This window comes from Mobilibacterium timonense, assembly GCF_900155555.1.
GTDB lineage: Bacteria > Bacillota > Clostridia > Peptostreptococcales > Anaerovoracaceae > Allobaileyella > Allobaileyella timonense.
Map to the genome: position 1 here is coordinate 194,192 of NZ_FUHN01000007.1, position 16,633 is coordinate 210,824.

The following is a 16,633-nucleotide window of genomic DNA, read 5'->3' on the forward strand; positions in this document are numbered from 1 at the left end:
CATGAGCAAGCACAAGCAGGAGAAGACCAACGCCATGAGGATGCTGGACCAGGCCGGAATTTCCTACGAGACTGGTGAATACGAATACGATGAGTCCGACCTCTCCGGTGACCATGTGGCAGAGTACCTCGGCATATCGAAGGAAGAGATCTTCAAGACGCTGGTGACCAGGGGGAGCGACAAGGAGATATACGTGTTCGTGGTGCCCGTGAGCGGTGAGCTGGACCTCAAGAAGGCCGCCTCGGCGGCAGGAGTCAAGAAGGTGGAGATGATCCACGTGAAGGAGATCATGGGGATCACCGGATACATCAGAGGCGGTTGCTCTCCGGTGGGTATGAAGAAGGCCTATCCGACATTTATCGATGAGACCGCGATCCTGTTCGACAGGATCTACATCTCGGGGGGAAAAAGGGGACTTCAGATCATCATCGATCCGCAGACGCTTGCGGACTTCACGGACGCGCAGCTCGTGGATATAGCAAAAGAGTAACATGACGTCGCTGGCGAAGGCGTGGAGGACCCCTTTGCACAGCGGCTTTTTATTTTTTTACGTAGCTTGAATGATCTACGAACATACAGCCAGGCTATATGAAATCAATATCATCCATTTGATGTCTTTTGCAGTCTAACGGATAAACGTGGTAGACTATCACATATATGATCCAGACAGGAGACAGTTATCGGTGATGCTGTAAAGCATGTGTCCGAAAACAGAGGGTGGCGATAAAAGTGACTATACCGAACTCAGCACGACCAGATCTTTTCAAAGATATACCGGTACCTTACGCGGTTTTTAAGCCGATCTATGACTCTTCTCATATTCGAGTCGTGAATGCACGCTACATTTTTGTAAATGAGGCCTACTGCCAGATGGCCGGGTACAGCAGAGAAGAGCTGACAGGGCATTACTTTCTGGATATCTACCCGGGTGGTGATGTGTGGTTTCCGTATTGTCATGAGTCGCTGGAGCGGAAAGCCACGGTGCATTCGTGCTTTTATTCAGAAGAAACGAAGCACTGGCTCGATTTTACCGTGGGACCCGTTGCAGGAAGTGATGCCGTCGCCTTCGTCTTTACCAATGTGGACGATTCCATCAGGAAGAGGCGGCGCGAGAAGACGACCGACGATATCATAATGCGGATAACGAAGATCCTGAACAATGACGAAGACTTTGAGGACAGCATGGATCACGCGCTTGAGGAATTAAGTCGGTTCATTTACCCGGACCGCCTATACGTCCTGGAGACAGACGGTCACACCGCCAGCAATACATTCGAGTGGTGCGCGCAGGGCGTCACACCTGAGATCCAGACCTTGCAGAACCTGGATTATGACGACTATCTTCGAGGATGGGAAAAGTACCTGAACGAAAATTCCTGCGTCGTCATTGAGGACGTGGAGAAGCTGAGGGATGATGATCCGGTGGATCACGAGAACCTGAAGCGGCAGGGAATCATGTGCCTCGTCGCCGCGCCGTTTTACGACGATGGAAAGCTCATCGGCTACCTTGGCGCTGACAATTACAAGGTGAATGACCTCGTCAACACACAAGCCGTTCTGAATGCGATCTCCTATTTCATAGGGACTAAGATCGTCAACCACAGGCTGATGGAGGACCTGGACCGGCTGAGCCACATGGACATCCTGACGAATGTGCAAAACCGCAATGCGATGATAGAAAAGCTAGATGTCCTAAAAAGAAATAGTGTCACGGCAGGTCTCGTCTACGCTGATGTCAACAATCTGAAGTGCATCAACGACACGAAGGGACACGAAGCCGGAGACAAGGTGCTGTGCCGTTCGGCAGACAGGCTTGCTTTTCACTTCGGAAGGGAAAATATTTACCGTGCCGGTGGCGACGAGTTCGTGGCGATCGTTCCATCGATAGAAGAAGAGGTATTCAAAGCGCAGCTCGAAAAACTTACTGCCGAGCTCATGGTAGATCATCCATATCGATTTTCTTTTGGCGCCTGCTGGTGTCCTGACAGCAGCAGAATAGAAGAGTTCCTGCACACAGCAGACCGGAACATGTACGAGGCGAAGAGCCGTTTTTACAGACAGGAAGGAATAGACAGGAGAAAAAAATGAACGATTTCGACCAGGTACCGGTATTCGAGAACGGTGCGGCACAGCCGGTATTTCCTTTTACCGACGGCAAGACGGGAGAGGCCTATGATCCGGCCAGTTCCGCCATCGTCCGCTGCTGCGTCTATGTGGAGACCGACTATGACATGGATGGGGACGGAAGAAGAGACCTTGTAAAGGCCTTCGTTCAGGTCCCTCGCAGTGCAGCACTGGGAAATTACAAAGCTGCCACTGTCTACGAGGCGCGCCCTTATTGTGCGGGGATCAACGCTGATGGCTACGATCACATGAAGGAAGTCGACTCCACGGAATACCCGCCCTTCGATCTGGTCAATGACCTCGACAACGAAGCACCTGCCAGAGTGCCTGAAGACAGGATCACCACCCTCGAGGCCTCGATGGATGCCGACCCTTCGGACTGGTTTTTCCCGGACAAGGGGAACAGTGGCTCAATGTGCTACGAGAACATAGACAACTTCGATTACTATCTCGTGAGGGGCTTCGCTGTGGTCACCAGCGCCGGCTTCGGCACCCTCGGCTCTGACGGTATGGAATTTGTCGGCTCTCATTACGAGAGGGACGGATTCAAGGCAGTGGTCGAGTGGCTCCATGGAGACAGGACGGCGTACACCGACAGGGAAGGGACCATCGCGGTGGAAGCAGACTGGTCAAATGGAAAAGTTGCCATGACCGGCAGGTCCTACGCGGGCACCATGCCTTTTGCCGTTGCGACGACAGGCGTGCCGGGCCTGGAGACTATCGTTCCGGTCGCCGGTATAGCGGACTGGTATAGCCAGCAGAACCAGCAGGGTGCACAGCGCTACTGGCCTGAGGAAGTCCTGAACAGTTTCCTTTCATATTACTGCACCAGCCGTTACAACGATCCGGAGCTGACCGACGAGATGCGCGGCCGGTTGGACGCATTCCACCACGAGCTCAGCCTGGAACAGCTCAAGACGGGGACAGATTACAGCCCGTTCTGGGAGGACGGTAACTACACACTGGCTGCGGACGGCATTAAGTGCCCGGCGCTCATCGTTCACGGGCTCCACGACGAGAACGTTTCCACTAAGCAGTTTGAGATGATGTTCGACTCATTCAAAAAGGCCGGACAGAACGTCAAGCTCCTGCTCCATCAGGGGCCGCACATAACCCCTGCGATGCAGAACAAGGGATACAGCCTGCGCGTCAACGGAGAGTTTTACGAGGAGATCACTAACCGCTGGTATTCTCACTACCTGTACGGCGCAGAGAATGGAGCTGAAAAAATGCCTGAGGTCCTCGTTCAGAACAACAGGGATCAGCACATCTGGGATACCGCAGATGCATGGCATACGGGAAAAAGCATCTTGCTACGGTCGGATGATAGCGGCGTTGCGACGGTAGACACCGACTGGGAGTCTGCCGGAATAGACCAGGAGAACTTCGACGAGAAGATGAGCACGAGTTCCTCCAACATGAACCGTAGATTCCTCACGGAGCCCCTTCAGGAAGACCTTACTATCCAGGGCACAGTGCGTGTAGATCTGAAGGCGGCTCTTTCCGCAGGCGACCCGGCCGACGGATACCATGCGGTGAATGCCCATGACGCCGATAAACTCACTTTTTCCATAGGGACTTCTTCCGGAAAGCAGGACGACCTCAAGCTTACCTTGTTGCTCTGTGATATAAGCGACAAGGAATTCGAGAGCATCTCGGCAACAGATGCTACCAGGAACGTAATACCCGTCGAAGTGGTCAAGGAAAAAGGGTTCCCTAACGGCGGGGAACTCCCGGCTCTGGATGAGGCGGAATTTGCCGTATTTTCGAAGAAGTACAACGTCATCACCAGGGCGTACATGGACCTCTGCAACCCTGGAGCAGGCTATGATCCATTGACGGCTTCTGAGGGCATCGAGCTGGTGAAAGGGGAGTACCACGACTACCACGTGTTTCTCAACGCCACCAGATACACGCTTGCAAAAGGGCACCGTCTGGCGGTAGTCATCGGAACAGAGGATCCGGTGTTCTGCCTGATACACAAGACGTATTCTGCAGACATCCAGACGGGATCAGTAAACGCAGAGATACCGTATCATGGAGACTTCGGCAGTGAGCTGGGGCTTAAGGCTGACCTCTGATACGTCTGATACTTCAGCGAAAGCCCTGAGAAGCCTGAATATCTGCCATAAATGGCCATAAGAAAAACACCTGCCCGGCACGTGACCAGACAGGTGTTTTTATATCAACATTACTGTGACTTGCGATGACTATCTCTACTTGCTTTCTACGTTTGCAATGTCCTCAGCGATGCTGATGCCGCTCTTTCTTACCTGCTTTACTTCGTCGAACTTCTTTGCAACCTCTTCATCAGGTCCACCTGTAGCCAGGCTGACGATGATGATAACCAGCAGTCCGATGATGAAGGAAGGCAGAAGCTCGTAGATACCGAAGACGCCGCCCATCGGAGCGATCAGGAACTTCCACACGAAGATCATGATGCCTCCGGCCAGAACGCCTGCGATGGCTCCCTTGAGGTTAGTCTTTCTCCAGAAGAGGGAGCAGAGCATCAGAGGTCCGAAGGATGCGCCAAAGCCCGCCCATGCGAAGGAGACGATACGGAAGATGGAGCTGTCCGGATTCCATGCAAAGATGCATCCCAGGATGGTGATGCCGAGAACGGTGATCCTTGCGATGAGGATACCCTTGTCCTGAGGCATGTCCTTATAGAAGAATCTGTGCACCAGGTTCTCGGAAACGCTGGAGGATGCGGCGAGCATCTGACCACTTGCTGTGGACATGGTGGACGCCAGGATACCGGAAAGGATCAGACCTCCGATGATCGCTGCGAGAGGGTTGATCTTGCTGATGGTATCAGCAACGTAAACGATGATCCTCTCAGGGTCGAAGTTAGGCATATCCAGATAGCCTTCGTTCTTAGCTACAGCGTAGCCCAGAACACCGATAAGTACGGCGATGCCCATGGAGATGACTACCCATGTGCTGGCGATACGACGGGACACCTTGATCTTCTTGTCGTCGGCTATAGCCATGAACCTCAGAAGGATGTGTGGCATTCCACAGTATCCAAGTCCCCAGGCGAAGTTGGACACGATGGTCAGCGGTGTGTAGGATCCGTCTGGAGCGTTCAGGTGATAATAACCAGGAACTACCGTGTTCGGAGCGCTGATTGCATTGTGCCAGCCGCCGCCCGTGCTGATGCAGAACCACAGTACCACTGCGAGAGCGATGGTCATGATGATCGACTGAACAAAGTCAGTGAAGGAAGATGCCAGGAATCCGCCAAGTATAGTGTAGATGGCGATCACCAGGGCTCCGATGATCATAACTACGTGGTAGTCGACTCCGAAAAGCGTGTTGAAAAGCTTTCCAACTGATGCGAAACCCGACGCAGTGTACGGAACGAAGAATATAACGATGATGATGGCACTGATGGCCAGCAGTACGCCTTTCTTCTCGCCGAAACGGTTGGAGAAAAAGTCAGGAATGGTATTTGCATCGATATGCTCGGAATAGATACGCAGAGGCTTTGCCACGATGAGCCAGTTCAGGTAAGTACCCACGGCAAGTCCGGCCGCAGTCCAGAAGGCCTCGGCGAAAGTCCCGCCGCTGCCGAGAACACCATAGAGAGCAACTCCAGGGAGTCCCATGAGCAGCCAGCTGCTCATATCAGATGCCTCGGCACTCATAGCTGTTACAAAAGGTCCCAGCTGTCTTCCTCCGAGATAGAACACATCGGTTGATTTGTTCTTCTTCGACACGTTCACTCCGATGGCGATCATTGCCAGCATGTAAGCTACGATGGTGGCAACTACTAAAACGATATTCATAATACTCCTTTCAGTCACCTTGCTTGAGATGGAAACTTAAAGTGACAACGCAAAGTGACAATTCACTTGTTGATTAGTATAGTCACTTTTTATGAAATCGTCAAGGAGTTATCAATGAATTGTGTCGTTTTTGTGTTCACAGCATGTCGCGGACAAGGTAGGCGAGAAGAAGCTCCATACGGTTTTCCAGGCTTCCGAGATCCATTTTCAGGATCTTTGATGCTTGATTGATCTTATAGTTCACGGTATTCCTGTGTACGTAGAGCTTCTCCGCAGTGCGTGATATGCTGCCGTCGTTTTCCAGGTACAGCCGCAGTACATCGACAAGGTCTCCATCCTTTTCCTTGTCATGCATTTCGAGAGGTCCCAGCACCTCTCTGCAGTAATCCTCTTTGATCTCCTCATCGTCGATGCCAAGGAGTAGACGATACGCGCCCATATCCGTAAAAAAGATCTTGTCCTGCGGTACCGAGCCCTTCATCTGCAGCCCCACGATGGCTCTGGCCTGCCGGTAGCTCTTGCTGATGCAGTTGATGCTCTTTGTCAGTTTCCCGATGCCGATGTAGATCTTCTCCTGGTTGAGAGGAAGGAAAAAGCATACGTGGTCCAGCAGGTCTTCGGCGAGTATGCGGACCTGAGCGGTGTGCTCGGTGGATATGACGGCGATGATATCCCTGTCGTTTGTGAAGACTGCGCACTTCGGATAGATCTCCCTGAGATGGTTCCAGAGCCTGGTCCTTATGGATTCCGCCAGAGCATAGGGGTCAGATGACACGTTGTCTATGCGGAACATGCAGATCGCGTACCTGTCATCTGCGTTGAAGTGGTGCCTGGAAAGGGGAACTATATACCTGTCCTCCTGATCGGGAAAGAAAATGGCGTTTTTGAATCCGGTGCTCACTTCCTCCTCAAGGGTGTTGTCCTGTACGATGCATTCGCAGAGCGGCTGTATCACGCTGGTGGACAGCCGGACCTCCCATGGCAGCGTAAAAAGAGGGAAGTCCTCTCTATTGCAGTATTCTGTGACGGCTTCTGGTATATCGTTGATATAGCGGCCAGTGTTCACCACTACGCCTGAAGCATCGTGCTCACAGAGCCCCCGGACGAGTTCGAAAAACGACTGGCAGATATTTCCTTTTTCCAGGCCTATCCCAGTGGTCAGGATGAGTTCCTGTCCGCTGAGATGATCCGCCATGTCCGGAGTTTCCATCATGGTCACCCAGGTAACACGGCGGTGCATTCCGCAAGAGCCGGCGACCAGTTTCAATTCGTTCCCCTGATAATGGTCGATGAGGACCTTCAGATCCATTGACATATCGATACCCCTTTTACTTTCTCTAACCTTTACTGTTTGCTTTTCTCATTTATCATCTAGTCAGATTATACATTTTATATATGTAGATGATAAAAATATGAGTGCACGTTTGTTAAAACGAACAATATGATTCGAGGCATATCTCTGGATCCCAGTCACATTGAGGAAAAATAACACTGCTATCGTTCGGATTTTTCACGAGCACAATAGTCGGGAAGATCGATATTTGTAAATATAGTAGAATTATTAAGTAATATGAGCACATAAAATTGTAATGATGCACAATGAATATTGTATCGCAACACAATTCTCTGCAGATATTCCACCGCTATAATGGCACTATCAAATAGATAGTTCGTAAACAGGGAAACGGACCAGGGATATCAGAAGGGGGCATGGAAATGAGACTGAGAGACACCGGCTATTCGGCCGAAGAGATCAAGGAAATGGTCAGCAAGTACATGATCGAGACTTACGAGAGATTCGGTTTCATAGCCGAGAGAGGCGACGGAATGTATCTCTACGATGAAAAGGATATTCCATATCTCGATTTTTACGCAGGCGTCGCTGTGAACTCTTCAGGGAACTGCAACAAGGCCGTTGTAAAAGCCGTTCAGGAGCAGGCTGCTCAGCTGATGCAGACTTTCAACTATCCATATACGATCCCGCAGGCGCTTCTGGCCAGGAAGATCTGCACCACCATAGGAATGGATAAGATCTTCTACCAGAACACGGGAACAGAGGCAAATGAGGCCATGATCAAGATGGCCAGAAAATACGGCATAGAAAAATACGGCCCGTCCAGGTACCACATCGTCACCGCGGCTCACAGCTTTCACGGCCGGACCTTCGGCTCCATGTCCGCTACGGGACAGCCGGACAACGCCTGTCAGCAGGGCTTCGGACCTATGGAAAAGGGCTTTTCATACGCGAAGTTCAACGATCTCCAGTCATTCAGGGACGCTTGTACCGAGGACACCATAGCCATCATGATCGAACCGGTGCAGGGTGAGGGAGGCGTGTATCCGGCGACAAAGGAATTCATGACCGGGCTCCGCAGATTCTGCGATGAAAAAGGTATACTTCTTATCCTGGATGAAGTTCAGTCGGGGTGGGGCAGGACAGGGGCGGTCATGTCCTACATGAACTACGGGATAAAGCCGGATATAGTTTCGATGGCAAAAGCCCTCGGCGGCGGTATGCCAATAGGAGCTATCTGCGCCACAGAAGAGGTGGCAAAAGCCTTCACCGCCGGTTCACACGGATCCACCTTCGGCGGACATCCGGTATGCTGCGCAGCTGCGCTTGCTGAGATAGACGAGCTTATGAGAAGAGATCTTCCGAGGAACGCCAGAAAGGTAGGGGAATACTTCATGGAAAAGCTCAGGGCCGAGGTGCCGTACGTCAAGGAGGTGCGTGGACAGGGACTGTTCGTAGGAGTTGAGTTCCAGGGTTCTGTCGACGCTCATGAGGTGAAGCACCAGTGCTTCGAAAAGCGCCTGCTGATAACCTCTATAGGCAGCAGTGTGATCAGGATGGTGCCTCCGCTGATCGTGACAAAGGCTCAGTGCGATCAGGCGGTCAAGATAATTAAAGAGGCGGTCGAAGCATGCCATGTAAAGAAGGCAGAAACGGAAGCCGCGTAAACATTCCGACAACAAATGCTTAAATATTTGTTCAAGCATTTCTGTTTCCTCCATATAATTCCGCCGGAACAGTTCCGGCGGTTTTTCGTGTCTCTGCATTCCATTGATAATAGTGGCAATGTCGTATTGAAAATATCAGCCGTTTTTTCGAACAAATGTTTGAAAAAACGTTGACATGGATAACGCCCTCGAATATAATATCACCATAAAAGAACAAACGTTCTGAACATACATTCTGAAAACACGCTGTGAGGTGATACTGATGAAGAGGTCAAACAGGGTAAATTCAACACATACAGCATCTGTAAAATTCAAGGGTGCAGCTATCGTGATGGCTATTGCTTTCATTATGATCATGATCGTTTACGGTGTGTTCTTCGGCATGGAATCTGACGCTTCATCCATGGATACATATAGAGAGGTGCAGGTCTCTCAGAACGATACACTCTGGTCCATAGCCTCTGAATACTGCGATGACAGCCAGGACGTACGGACGACTGTAAAGGAGATCTGTGAGATCAACGATATACAGCCTGAAGATATCCAGGCCGGAGATACGATTTTCGTACCGGTAAACTGATCAGCTTTACCGATCCACATGATCGCAGAGAAAGATAATAACGCAAACACGATGTGGTTCTGAAAATTCCCATCTGTAGTTACTTTATAAAGAATCGCATCTTCACACATTCCGGCCGATACACAGAACATCGGCAGTTGCTCCTGAGCCTTGCATGCTGCATCCATGCAGGGCTTTCATTGTTTTACATCCGGATCGCTGGTGGACATAGAACAAAGCGCATCAAATCACAAACAATCAGAGAATAGTCGACGAATATATGGTAGAATCAACGTGAGATTTTATGAAAAAGAAGCAACTATTGCACTATTTTTATAGTGGGAGAACAAGATGAAAGAAAAAATGTATCTGACCGATAACGAAGTCATTCTGAATTTTGATCTGGCTTATCCTGAGACGAAGTCTGATATGCTTAAGTCCAAGGAATTTCGCAGATTCCTCGAACAGTATCTGGCACATCTGAAGGCTACGAACAGGAAGCTGTACGACTGGGCCAGAGGCGACCTGCCTGAGAAAAAAGCTATCGATGCCATCTGCCGCTTCGCACGTGCACTGATGGTATTTGATCATAAAGAGATCGATTCACCGCTTATGGACGATCCTGAAACAGCACTGGAATTCGTAGAGCGCTGTTACGATTTCTGGAAGTCCCATGAGCGCTATTCGATAACCACGGACCGTCGCAGGGATGCTGAGTCCACTTTTTTCGTAACTGCGGATGAGCATTACAACAATATCGTTCTGTCTTCGTTCCGCCGGATCGAGCAGACTCTTATGGGAAGGACGAACAAGATCTACCGCCAGCAGCCTGCGGGCACCAACGCAGGACTGGCTCTATACAGGAACGATTCTTTTACCCTGGGAGATAATTACGATGCTCTCCGCAAGGTGATGTTCATCGATGCAGTCATGCTCCGTACGCCTATGATACTTCATCCGAAGTCGAACAAGCGGGAATGGGCCTTTGAGCAGGTGGACACAAATCCTATAGACTCATTCAACGGCAACCCGGAGGACTATTTCTGTTTCCCTGCAAAAGTCGGCGACCTGATGATCTTCATCTATTTTCACCGCGACTTCATGTCCAGCGGCGTATCCTGTGCTAACCTGTTCGAGCTTGCCACAAAAAAAGAAACAGTTGGAAAGCCTGACTGCATCCTTATTTTCGGAAACGATGACGGCCTGAACAAGTGTACATTCTATCACGATGACGAGATGGATCTCTGGGTCGGCAGCGTCACTTACAACGAAAAGATCGATTATTTCGGATACATGAAAAAAACCGTGCTGACTCTCCACAATGTCGCTATGATGCAAAAAGGCTGGCTGCCGATCCACGGGGCTTTCGTGAACATAACCATGCAGGATGACCGCAGCAAGGGCATCTGCCTCATGGGAGATTCCGGCGCCGGCAAATCGGAGACCATCGAAACGCTGAAGAACCTGGGTACTGACAAGATCAAGAATATTGAGGTCGTATTTGACGACATGGGCACGTTCCATATCGAGGATGGCCAGATCTATGCCAAAGGAACAGAGATCGGCGCATTCGTCCGTCTGGACGACCTTGATCCGGGAACACCTTACAGGGACATGAACAGGTCCATCTTCTTCAATCCGGACAGGACGAACGCACGTGTTATAACGCCGGCGGCGCCTTACTCGGTGGTTACCACTAACCACAAGGTGGATCTCTTTGCATATGCAAACAACTACGGAGAAGGATATGGTCTGCGCAGGATCGATGACATGGAGGAGGCAAAGAGCATCTTCATCGAAGGAAAGCGGATGGCCAAAGGCACCACACAGGAAAAGGGTCTTTCAAAGACGTTTTTCGCAAATCCGTTCGGGCCGATGCAGCAGCAGGAACTCTGTGGCGGTATCATAGATGAAGTGTTCAGGTGCCTGAAGAAAAACGATGTCTTCGTTGGAGAAGTGTTCACACATCTCGGAGTGGATCCGGAAAACAGCGAAGGACTGGACAGAGCCGCAGCAGACCTGCTGAACTTTATAGAAGAGAAATAATAAATCGGAAAATATTCTAAAATAATAAACAGGTCAATACAGAACGGATAAGTGCCCGGATCAAACGATAAAACCCGGGCACTGTTTTTTTACGGTATCAACTATTCCCAAAATTATGATTTTAGGAATAGTTGGACGAACTAATAAAACGAGGATCATTACTTCCCCGCTTTATTTTTACTCACGTCATTTATTCCTGATGAACACTATCACAAAAATATTTTAGTTGAACCACCTTGGATCCACCGGCCGAACTAGCTTAGACGCTTCTGGAAATTACCGTAGATCTGGTTTCCTTCCGTGGCGATCATGAAAACGTCAGGATCGATCTCGTTCACGATCTCCCTGAGTCTGGTCATCTCGTACTTAGAAACGACCGTCACTAGTATGTAAGTCTTTTCGTTGGTATATGCGCCTTCGCCTACCCAGTCGGTGACTCCTCTAGGCAGCTCTGACATTATAGCCTTTGCTATGCCTTCTTTTTTGGTGAAGATCATCACCGTAGTTCTGATATTCTGTGTATGTATCCTGTCGACGGTCAGGCTGTATATGGTCACGAAAATAAAGGAATAAACGACCATCTGTGCATTGAAAATCAGGAAACAGGCGCTGAAGACGCCGATATTGATAAATATGCTGATCTTTCCTACCGTGAAATTCGGATGTGTACGGCTCATCACAACACCGATGATGTCCTGTCCACCGCAGCTGCACCTTGCCCTTAGAACAAGGCCGTTTCCGAAGCCGCCGAGGATGCCTCCCACTATACATGTTGTCAGCGGATCGGTGAAAGGCGGTGTGGCCGGTACGGGTACCATCGCCAGGAATACCGACTGTAGCCCTACTGATATCAACGTCTTGACAGTGAAAGGAACCCCCATCACCCTGAGCGCCCAGATGAACAGCGGCGCATTCAATATGAAGTAAAGAATACCTACGAGATTCACGGATGCCGGGATAGGAACGGGGATCACGTTCCTGAAAAACAGGTTCAGCAGCATCGATATTCCTGCGAAACCGCCCATGTAGAACCCGTGGCTGTAAACGATGTAGTTTATTGCAGCAGCGGAAATGAAATTACCAACGATAATATAGAAAACCTCCCTCATCGTGGTACTTGAATTAGGATCAAGGTCATTGAACCACTTTATCATATCTGTGTCCTTTCTCATTTGCCATGTAGTGGTTATCATGTGTTGAATCGATTATTATGCGTTTATTTACCAATAATAATTATAAGAAGATAACTCCTAGTCCCAACCAAAAAGAGATGGCTCCCTGTCTAATCGGCCGATACTTCCCATTTCTCCTTCGCTCAGAGAGAATTCCAGGCTCTCCAGATCTTCTTTCATGTGCTTTGCGCTACATGACTTTACGATCACGGGAATGCCGAGCTGGGTCAGACTTCTCAGCGCTATCTGAGAGACTGTCTTTTTACGCCGATCCGCTATCTCCCGCAGCACTTGCTCACCGTGGATAGCTTTTTTCCCCTGAGTGAGCGGCGCATATCCCTGCATGAGGGTACCTTTGAGGTCGAAGGTCTCCTTCCACTTCAGATTGCGGTGATATATGTGGCACTCCACCTGGTCCACCGCCGGTATGACCGAACAGTTATGAAGTAGTTCAAGGTATTCTTCATCGCTGAAGTTCGACACGCCGATCGATCGGACCAGACCGCTGTCCTGACAATCTTCGAGGCCCTTGTACATTTCGGTGAAGTGCTCGTAAGGTTCGTGAAGCAGCACGAGGTCGAAGTATTCAAGTCCCATGATCCTGGCAGATCTCTTCACTGACATGATAGTCTCTCTTCCGCCCATGTCCTCCGATACCTTTGTAATGACGAACATCTGGTTGCGGGAGATCCCTGCCGTACAACATCCACGGGCGATGCCCTGCCCCACTTCTTCCTCATTTTCATACATCGGAGCCGTGTCAATAAGCCTGAAGCCTGTTTTTACAGCCATAGAGACGGTATCGACACATCTGTCACCGGTGAGGCCATAGGTGCCGAACCCTATAAGCGGAATGGAATAACCGTTGTTGAGGCGTATCTGTCGCTCAATATCGTACATATAGTTGTTCAGTTCCTTCATTAAAATGATATTTCTTTGTCATTTTACCATAGTTTGTACCGTGGTCCATAATGAAAAATGCCCCGAAGTCCGGGGCAAGATCAACATGGTTCAAAGTATCTCTATCTGAGAAGGAGTACGTTTCACTAAATGATGTACAACGTTATCAGGCGGATCAATTTTATGGTAGTCCAGGCCCGATAATTCCGCCTCCAGTTTGTCGATTTTGTAATACCAGCGGTACATCCGTTCTATGTTGTCCATGTCACTTACATATGGGATATCGTACTCGATGCACCAGCTTTCGACGATCTCTGCCGCTTCCTCATCAGTCATGCCCGGACATTCAGGCATGAGGACGTAGTCACTTGAGGCGTTGTATTCATAGCAGTGAGAGGCTTACAGCAGCTTATCCTCCCACTCGGACTCCTTGAATCCGGTCAGGATGACATCACCGTCCACCAGGAGGGGCCGCTTCACGAGCATGCCGTTGGTCGCAAGCAGCGAGAGCTGCTCGTCCTCGCTCATCTCCGGAAGTTTTTTCGACAGGCCCATCTCACGGTACGGGATCCCGCTCGTGTTCCAGAACTTCTTCAGAGGGAGGCCGCTGGCGCGGTAGTATCTCTCCAGCGTTTCCTTGTCCGGATTGTCGCCCTTAATATCTATGAGCTCGTACTCTATCCCCTTCTCATCAAGCCACTTCAGAGCCTTCTTGCACGTGCTGCAGCGGTCATAGCAATAGATCTTCATCATGGTACCCTCCTTGATATTCAAATGATATTCGACTATCTGTATGGACAGTCGATCAGATGATCGTTGACCATTCCTATGGCCTGCATGAAGGAATAGGTGATGACCGGTCCGACATAGCTCATCCCCCTCTTCTTCATGTCGCCGCTCATCTCCTTCGAGATCTCAGACTCAGCCGGGATCTGTGACGTTTCGGTCCAGTTACCGTCTATGACTCTACCCTCTGTGAAGCCCCACAGGTATGCATCGAATGATCCGAACTCCTCCTGGATCGACCTCACCGCCCGGGCATTTCTCCGTACGCTGAATATCTTGGATCTGTTGCGGATGAGAGATGCATCGCTCAGCAGTTTCTCGAGCTCCTCATCTGTCATCGCCGCACACGCTTCTATGGAAAAGTCGTTGAACGCCGCCTTGTAGGCGTCGCGCTTGTGCATGATGGTCTTCCAGGAGAGGCCTGTGCTGGCGCCCTCGAGGCAAAGCATCTCGAACTGGAACCGGTCGTCATGGCTGACCTTGCACCATTCGTTTTCATGGTAATTCTCCAAAACAGGATCGCCTTCATACCAGGCGCCGCAAGAGTTGCTCATAGCTGTACCCCTTCACTTAAACGACTGTAAGTCTGACCTGAAGCACTTCCCCCGTCTCTCAGTCTGACTCTTCTTTTCTCCGTTGCCAATAGTGTAGCACATCGCATATGCTTTACGTGATACGATATTTCGTGATATTTCGTGGCTCGATGAATATCGAAGGAAAGTACGGACTAAAATGAATGGACCACAAAAAAAGGGACCTCCGGATGGAGATCCCTTTCTATAAGGATTTCTGGAAGGTTCTATTAAATAGACAATAATATGTTATCGTCTATTTATCTTTACTTCTGTTAAGCAGCTTGTGTATCCTGTCCATCAGAGCACCTACGTAGTACACTCCCACGAGCATAGCCACGGCGATCTGGATGAACAGCGATAGTCTTGGAGTTTCGGCATCCAGATTCATGGTCAGCATGCCGATGGCCCATCCTGCGAGCCACGAAGGCATATAAGTGTACTTCGGGGCCATGTTGGAAATCATGACCACCAGGAAGCCCATCACGAACAGTGTCAGGAAAAGCTGCAGATCGCCGTTGATGACAGGCCTCGCCATAACTTCAGCGGAGATCAGCGCCCAGAGATCTCCAAGGATGTACCCGATGGAGATCTTGAGGGCATCCTTGAACTGGTTGCTATTTGCCCCGTATATGCCGGCAGATATCAGTGCTATCGGTCCCACGGTATTCCCAACGTACGGAGCGCATACCGCCCATGCCGGAGGAAGTATCGCCACGAGGAGCGCAAGAGTAACGATATCCCTGTTAAATATCTTTTTCCCCATGACCGTACTATCTCATGGTGATGTAACCGTGATACTGGGTCATGTTGTCGGATCTGGCGATATCCGACAGGAAAATGCCTGTGAAGCCATAAGATTTCTTCAGATACGGGAAGTCAGGCGTCTCGGCCCACTCAGGCTTGCGACACTTCTGGGAGGCCTTTTCCACTGCGTGTACCCATGCGCTCTGGCAAGGGAACCACATCTCAACGAGCCTGTCGAAGTCGCAGTTGTTCACTTCCTTCATGATCCTGCTGGAAAGGCATCTCGTGACCTCATGGCAGTCCGTGAAGGCAGGAATGAATTCTTCTGTGAGCCACTTGTCTCCCTCGTCACGTGTTACACCCTCAGGATATCTCACCATGAACTGCCATCTGTAGTTAGGTCCGTCTTCTACGGTCCTTCCCTCGCCCTTGAAGTCGTCTTCCCACCAGACAGGAACGAAGGCGAACACGAAAGGAACCGTGCCCAGCTTCTCGTTGCCCTTTGTGGATCTTGCGTCATCACCTTCGAAATTCTGCTCTTCACTCTTGTCGATAAATCTGGAGTGTCCTTCATCCGGAAGGTTGTTCTGCCATACGAGGACATCCTTAGGGAAGTATTCGGTAAGAGCCTTGTGATGTACGAATTCCCTGATGTCGTTAGGATTTGCCAGCCAGTAGTGCTCCGTCATCTGCATCCTGACCGTGCCGAACCTCTCCCCTCCCGGAGGAACAGGAAGAGCCTGGTAGAATGCGTACTTGGATACATAAGGTCCAAACTGGGAGATGCTGTCCGGAACGTGATATCTGTACAGCCAGTTCTCAAGTTTGATCCTGTAGTCCTCATGAGCCAGATCTACAAAGATAAGGCTTCTGACAGGGTAAAAGTCAGGTCTTTTCATGTTGTTCCCTTCTTTCTTCTCATTTTGAAATGCCGTGATATAGAGTTAAAAGAGCCTGACGGCTCTTTTAACTGCA

At 50.1% G+C, this 16,633-nt stretch carries 15 protein-coding genes; 6 read left to right on the plus strand and 9 right to left on the minus strand.

Going from position 1 to position 16,633, the window contains the following annotated elements:
- The first annotated feature begins 1 nt into the window (after nt 1).
- From ybaK to BQ7382_RS03880, 3 genes are all read left to right on the plus strand, one after another.
- A complete protein-coding gene (gene ybaK, locus BQ7382_RS03870) occupies nt 2-490 on the plus strand; it encodes a Cys-tRNA(Pro) deacylase (RefSeq protein WP_077390825.1) in 489 nt (162 codons plus the stop codon).
- 338 nt (nt 491-828) lie between these two features.
- Complete coding sequence (locus BQ7382_RS03875) at nt 829-2,088, plus strand: diguanylate cyclase domain-containing protein (RefSeq protein ID WP_159437215.1); 1,260 nt, start codon at nt 829-831, stop codon at nt 2,086-2,088.
- The gene (locus tag BQ7382_RS03880; RefSeq protein WP_077390827.1) at nt 2,085-4,205 is read left to right on the plus strand and encodes a CocE/NonD family hydrolase; all 2,121 of its coding nucleotides are present in this window, start codon (nt 2,085-2,087) and stop codon (nt 4,203-4,205) included. Before BQ7382_RS03875 ends, BQ7382_RS03880 begins: the two co-directional genes overlap by 4 nt.
- Nucleotides 4,206-4,340: 135 nt before the next feature.
- Here the strand turns inward: BQ7382_RS03880 and BQ7382_RS03885 are convergent, their stop codons facing one another.
- Nucleotides 4,341-5,915, minus strand: coding sequence for a sodium/proline symporter (locus BQ7382_RS03885; protein WP_077390828.1), 1,575 nt, complete (start codon nt 5,913-5,915; stop codon nt 4,341-4,343).
- A 136-nt stretch (nt 5,916-6,051) separates the two neighbouring features.
- A complete protein-coding gene (locus tag BQ7382_RS03890) occupies nt 6,052-7,230 on the minus strand; it encodes a PucR family transcriptional regulator (RefSeq protein ID WP_077390829.1) in 1,179 nt (392 codons plus the stop codon).
- 401 nt (nt 7,231-7,631) lie between these two features.
- Here BQ7382_RS03890 and BQ7382_RS03895 point away from each other — a divergent pair, with 401 nt between their 5' ends.
- From BQ7382_RS03895 to BQ7382_RS03905, 3 genes are all read left to right on the plus strand, one after another.
- The gene (locus BQ7382_RS03895; RefSeq protein WP_077391216.1) at nt 7,632-8,876 is read left to right on the plus strand and encodes an aspartate aminotransferase family protein; all 1,245 of its coding nucleotides are present in this window, start codon (nt 7,632-7,634) and stop codon (nt 8,874-8,876) included.
- A gap of 262 nt (nt 8,877-9,138) precedes the next feature.
- Nucleotides 9,139-9,456 (plus strand): cell division suppressor protein YneA, encoded by a 318-nt coding sequence (yneA, locus tag BQ7382_RS03900; RefSeq protein ID WP_077390830.1) that lies wholly within the window; start codon nt 9,139-9,141, stop codon nt 9,454-9,456.
- 330 nt (nt 9,457-9,786) lie between these two features.
- On the plus strand, nt 9,787-11,481 hold the full coding sequence (locus BQ7382_RS03905) for a phosphoenolpyruvate carboxykinase (ATP) (protein ID WP_077390831.1): 1,695 nt from the start codon (nt 9,787-9,789) through the stop codon (nt 11,479-11,481).
- A gap of 254 nt (nt 11,482-11,735) precedes the next feature.
- On the opposite strand, the gene BQ7382_RS03910 is transcribed toward BQ7382_RS03905, so the two are convergent.
- The 7 genes from BQ7382_RS03910 to BQ7382_RS03940 all read right to left on the minus strand — a co-directional run bounded on the left by BQ7382_RS03910 (nt 11,736) and on the right by BQ7382_RS03940 (nt 16,557).
- Nucleotides 11,736-12,653, minus strand: a complete 918-nt coding sequence (locus BQ7382_RS03910) for a YitT family protein (RefSeq protein WP_235847937.1) — start codon at nt 12,651-12,653, stop codon at nt 11,736-11,738.
- A gap of 78 nt (nt 12,654-12,731) precedes the next feature.
- Nucleotides 12,732-13,574, minus strand: a complete 843-nt coding sequence (locus BQ7382_RS03915) for an aldo/keto reductase (RefSeq protein ID WP_077390832.1) — start codon at nt 13,572-13,574, stop codon at nt 12,732-12,734.
- Between the two features lie 90 nt (nt 13,575-13,664).
- On the minus strand, nt 13,665-13,889 hold the full coding sequence (locus BQ7382_RS03920) for a hypothetical protein (protein ID WP_077390833.1): 225 nt from the start codon (nt 13,887-13,889) through the stop codon (nt 13,665-13,667).
- Nucleotides 13,890-13,952: 63 nt separating this feature from the next.
- Entirely contained in the window at nt 13,953-14,306 is a 354-nt protein-coding gene (locus BQ7382_RS03925) for an arsenate reductase family protein (protein ID WP_077390834.1), read from the minus strand.
- A 32-nt stretch (nt 14,307-14,338) separates the two neighbouring features.
- Nucleotides 14,339-14,893: a DNA-3-methyladenine glycosylase I gene (locus BQ7382_RS03930; protein WP_077390835.1), complete on the minus strand. Its 555-nt coding sequence runs from the start codon at nt 14,891-14,893 to the stop codon at nt 14,339-14,341.
- Between the two features lie 274 nt (nt 14,894-15,167).
- Nucleotides 15,168-15,677 carry a DUF1097 domain-containing protein gene (locus tag BQ7382_RS03935; RefSeq protein WP_077390836.1) on the minus strand — a complete coding sequence of 170 codons (510 nt, stop codon included), beginning with the start codon at nt 15,675-15,677 and terminating at the stop codon, nt 15,168-15,170.
- A gap of 7 nt (nt 15,678-15,684) precedes the next feature.
- On the minus strand, nt 15,685-16,557 hold the full coding sequence (locus BQ7382_RS03940; RefSeq protein ID WP_077390837.1) for an acetyl-CoA hydrolase: 873 nt from the start codon (nt 16,555-16,557) through the stop codon (nt 15,685-15,687).
- Nucleotides 16,558-16,633 lie beyond the last annotated feature (76 nt).

Excerpts from the sequence above, each read along its gene's own strand:
- ybaK (WP_077390825.1), top strand. The coding sequence starts at position 2 with ATGAGCAAGCACAAGCAGGAGAAGACCAACGCCATGAGGATGCTGGAC.
- BQ7382_RS03915 (WP_077390832.1), bottom strand. The coding sequence starts at position 13,574 with ATGAAGGAACTGAACAACTATATGTACGATATTGAGCGACAGATACGC.
- BQ7382_RS03940 (WP_077390837.1), bottom strand. The coding sequence starts at position 16,557 with ATGAAAAGACCTGACTTTTACCCTGTCAGAAGCCTTATCTTTGTAGAT.
- BQ7382_RS03890 (WP_077390829.1), bottom strand. The coding sequence starts at position 7,230 with ATGTCAATGGATCTGAAGGTCCTCATCGACCATTATCAGGGGAACGAA.
- yneA (WP_077390830.1), top strand. The coding sequence starts at position 9,139 with ATGAAGAGGTCAAACAGGGTAAATTCAACACATACAGCATCTGTAAAA.
- BQ7382_RS03885 (WP_077390828.1), bottom strand. The coding sequence starts at position 5,915 with ATGAATATCGTTTTAGTAGTTGCCACCATCGTAGCTTACATGCTGGCA.
- BQ7382_RS03930 (WP_077390835.1), bottom strand. The coding sequence starts at position 14,893 with ATGAGCAACTCTTGCGGCGCCTGGTATGAAGGCGATCCTGTTTTGGAG.
- BQ7382_RS03920 (WP_077390833.1), bottom strand. The coding sequence starts at position 13,889 with ATGACTGATGAGGAAGCGGCAGAGATCGTCGAAAGCTGGTGCATCGAG.
- BQ7382_RS03910 (WP_235847937.1), bottom strand. The coding sequence starts at position 12,653 with ATGAGAAAGGACACAGATATGATAAAGTGGTTCAATGACCTTGATCCT.
- BQ7382_RS03925 (WP_077390834.1), bottom strand. The coding sequence starts at position 14,306 with ATGATGAAGATCTATTGCTATGACCGCTGCAGCACGTGCAAGAAGGCT.
- BQ7382_RS03880 (WP_077390827.1), top strand. The coding sequence starts at position 2,085 with ATGAACGATTTCGACCAGGTACCGGTATTCGAGAACGGTGCGGCACAG.
- BQ7382_RS03895 (WP_077391216.1), top strand. The coding sequence starts at position 7,632 with ATGAGACTGAGAGACACCGGCTATTCGGCCGAAGAGATCAAGGAAATG.
- BQ7382_RS03935 (WP_077390836.1), bottom strand. The coding sequence starts at position 15,677 with ATGGGGAAAAAGATATTTAACAGGGATATCGTTACTCTTGCGCTCCTC.
- BQ7382_RS03905 (WP_077390831.1), top strand. The coding sequence starts at position 9,787 with ATGAAAGAAAAAATGTATCTGACCGATAACGAAGTCATTCTGAATTTT.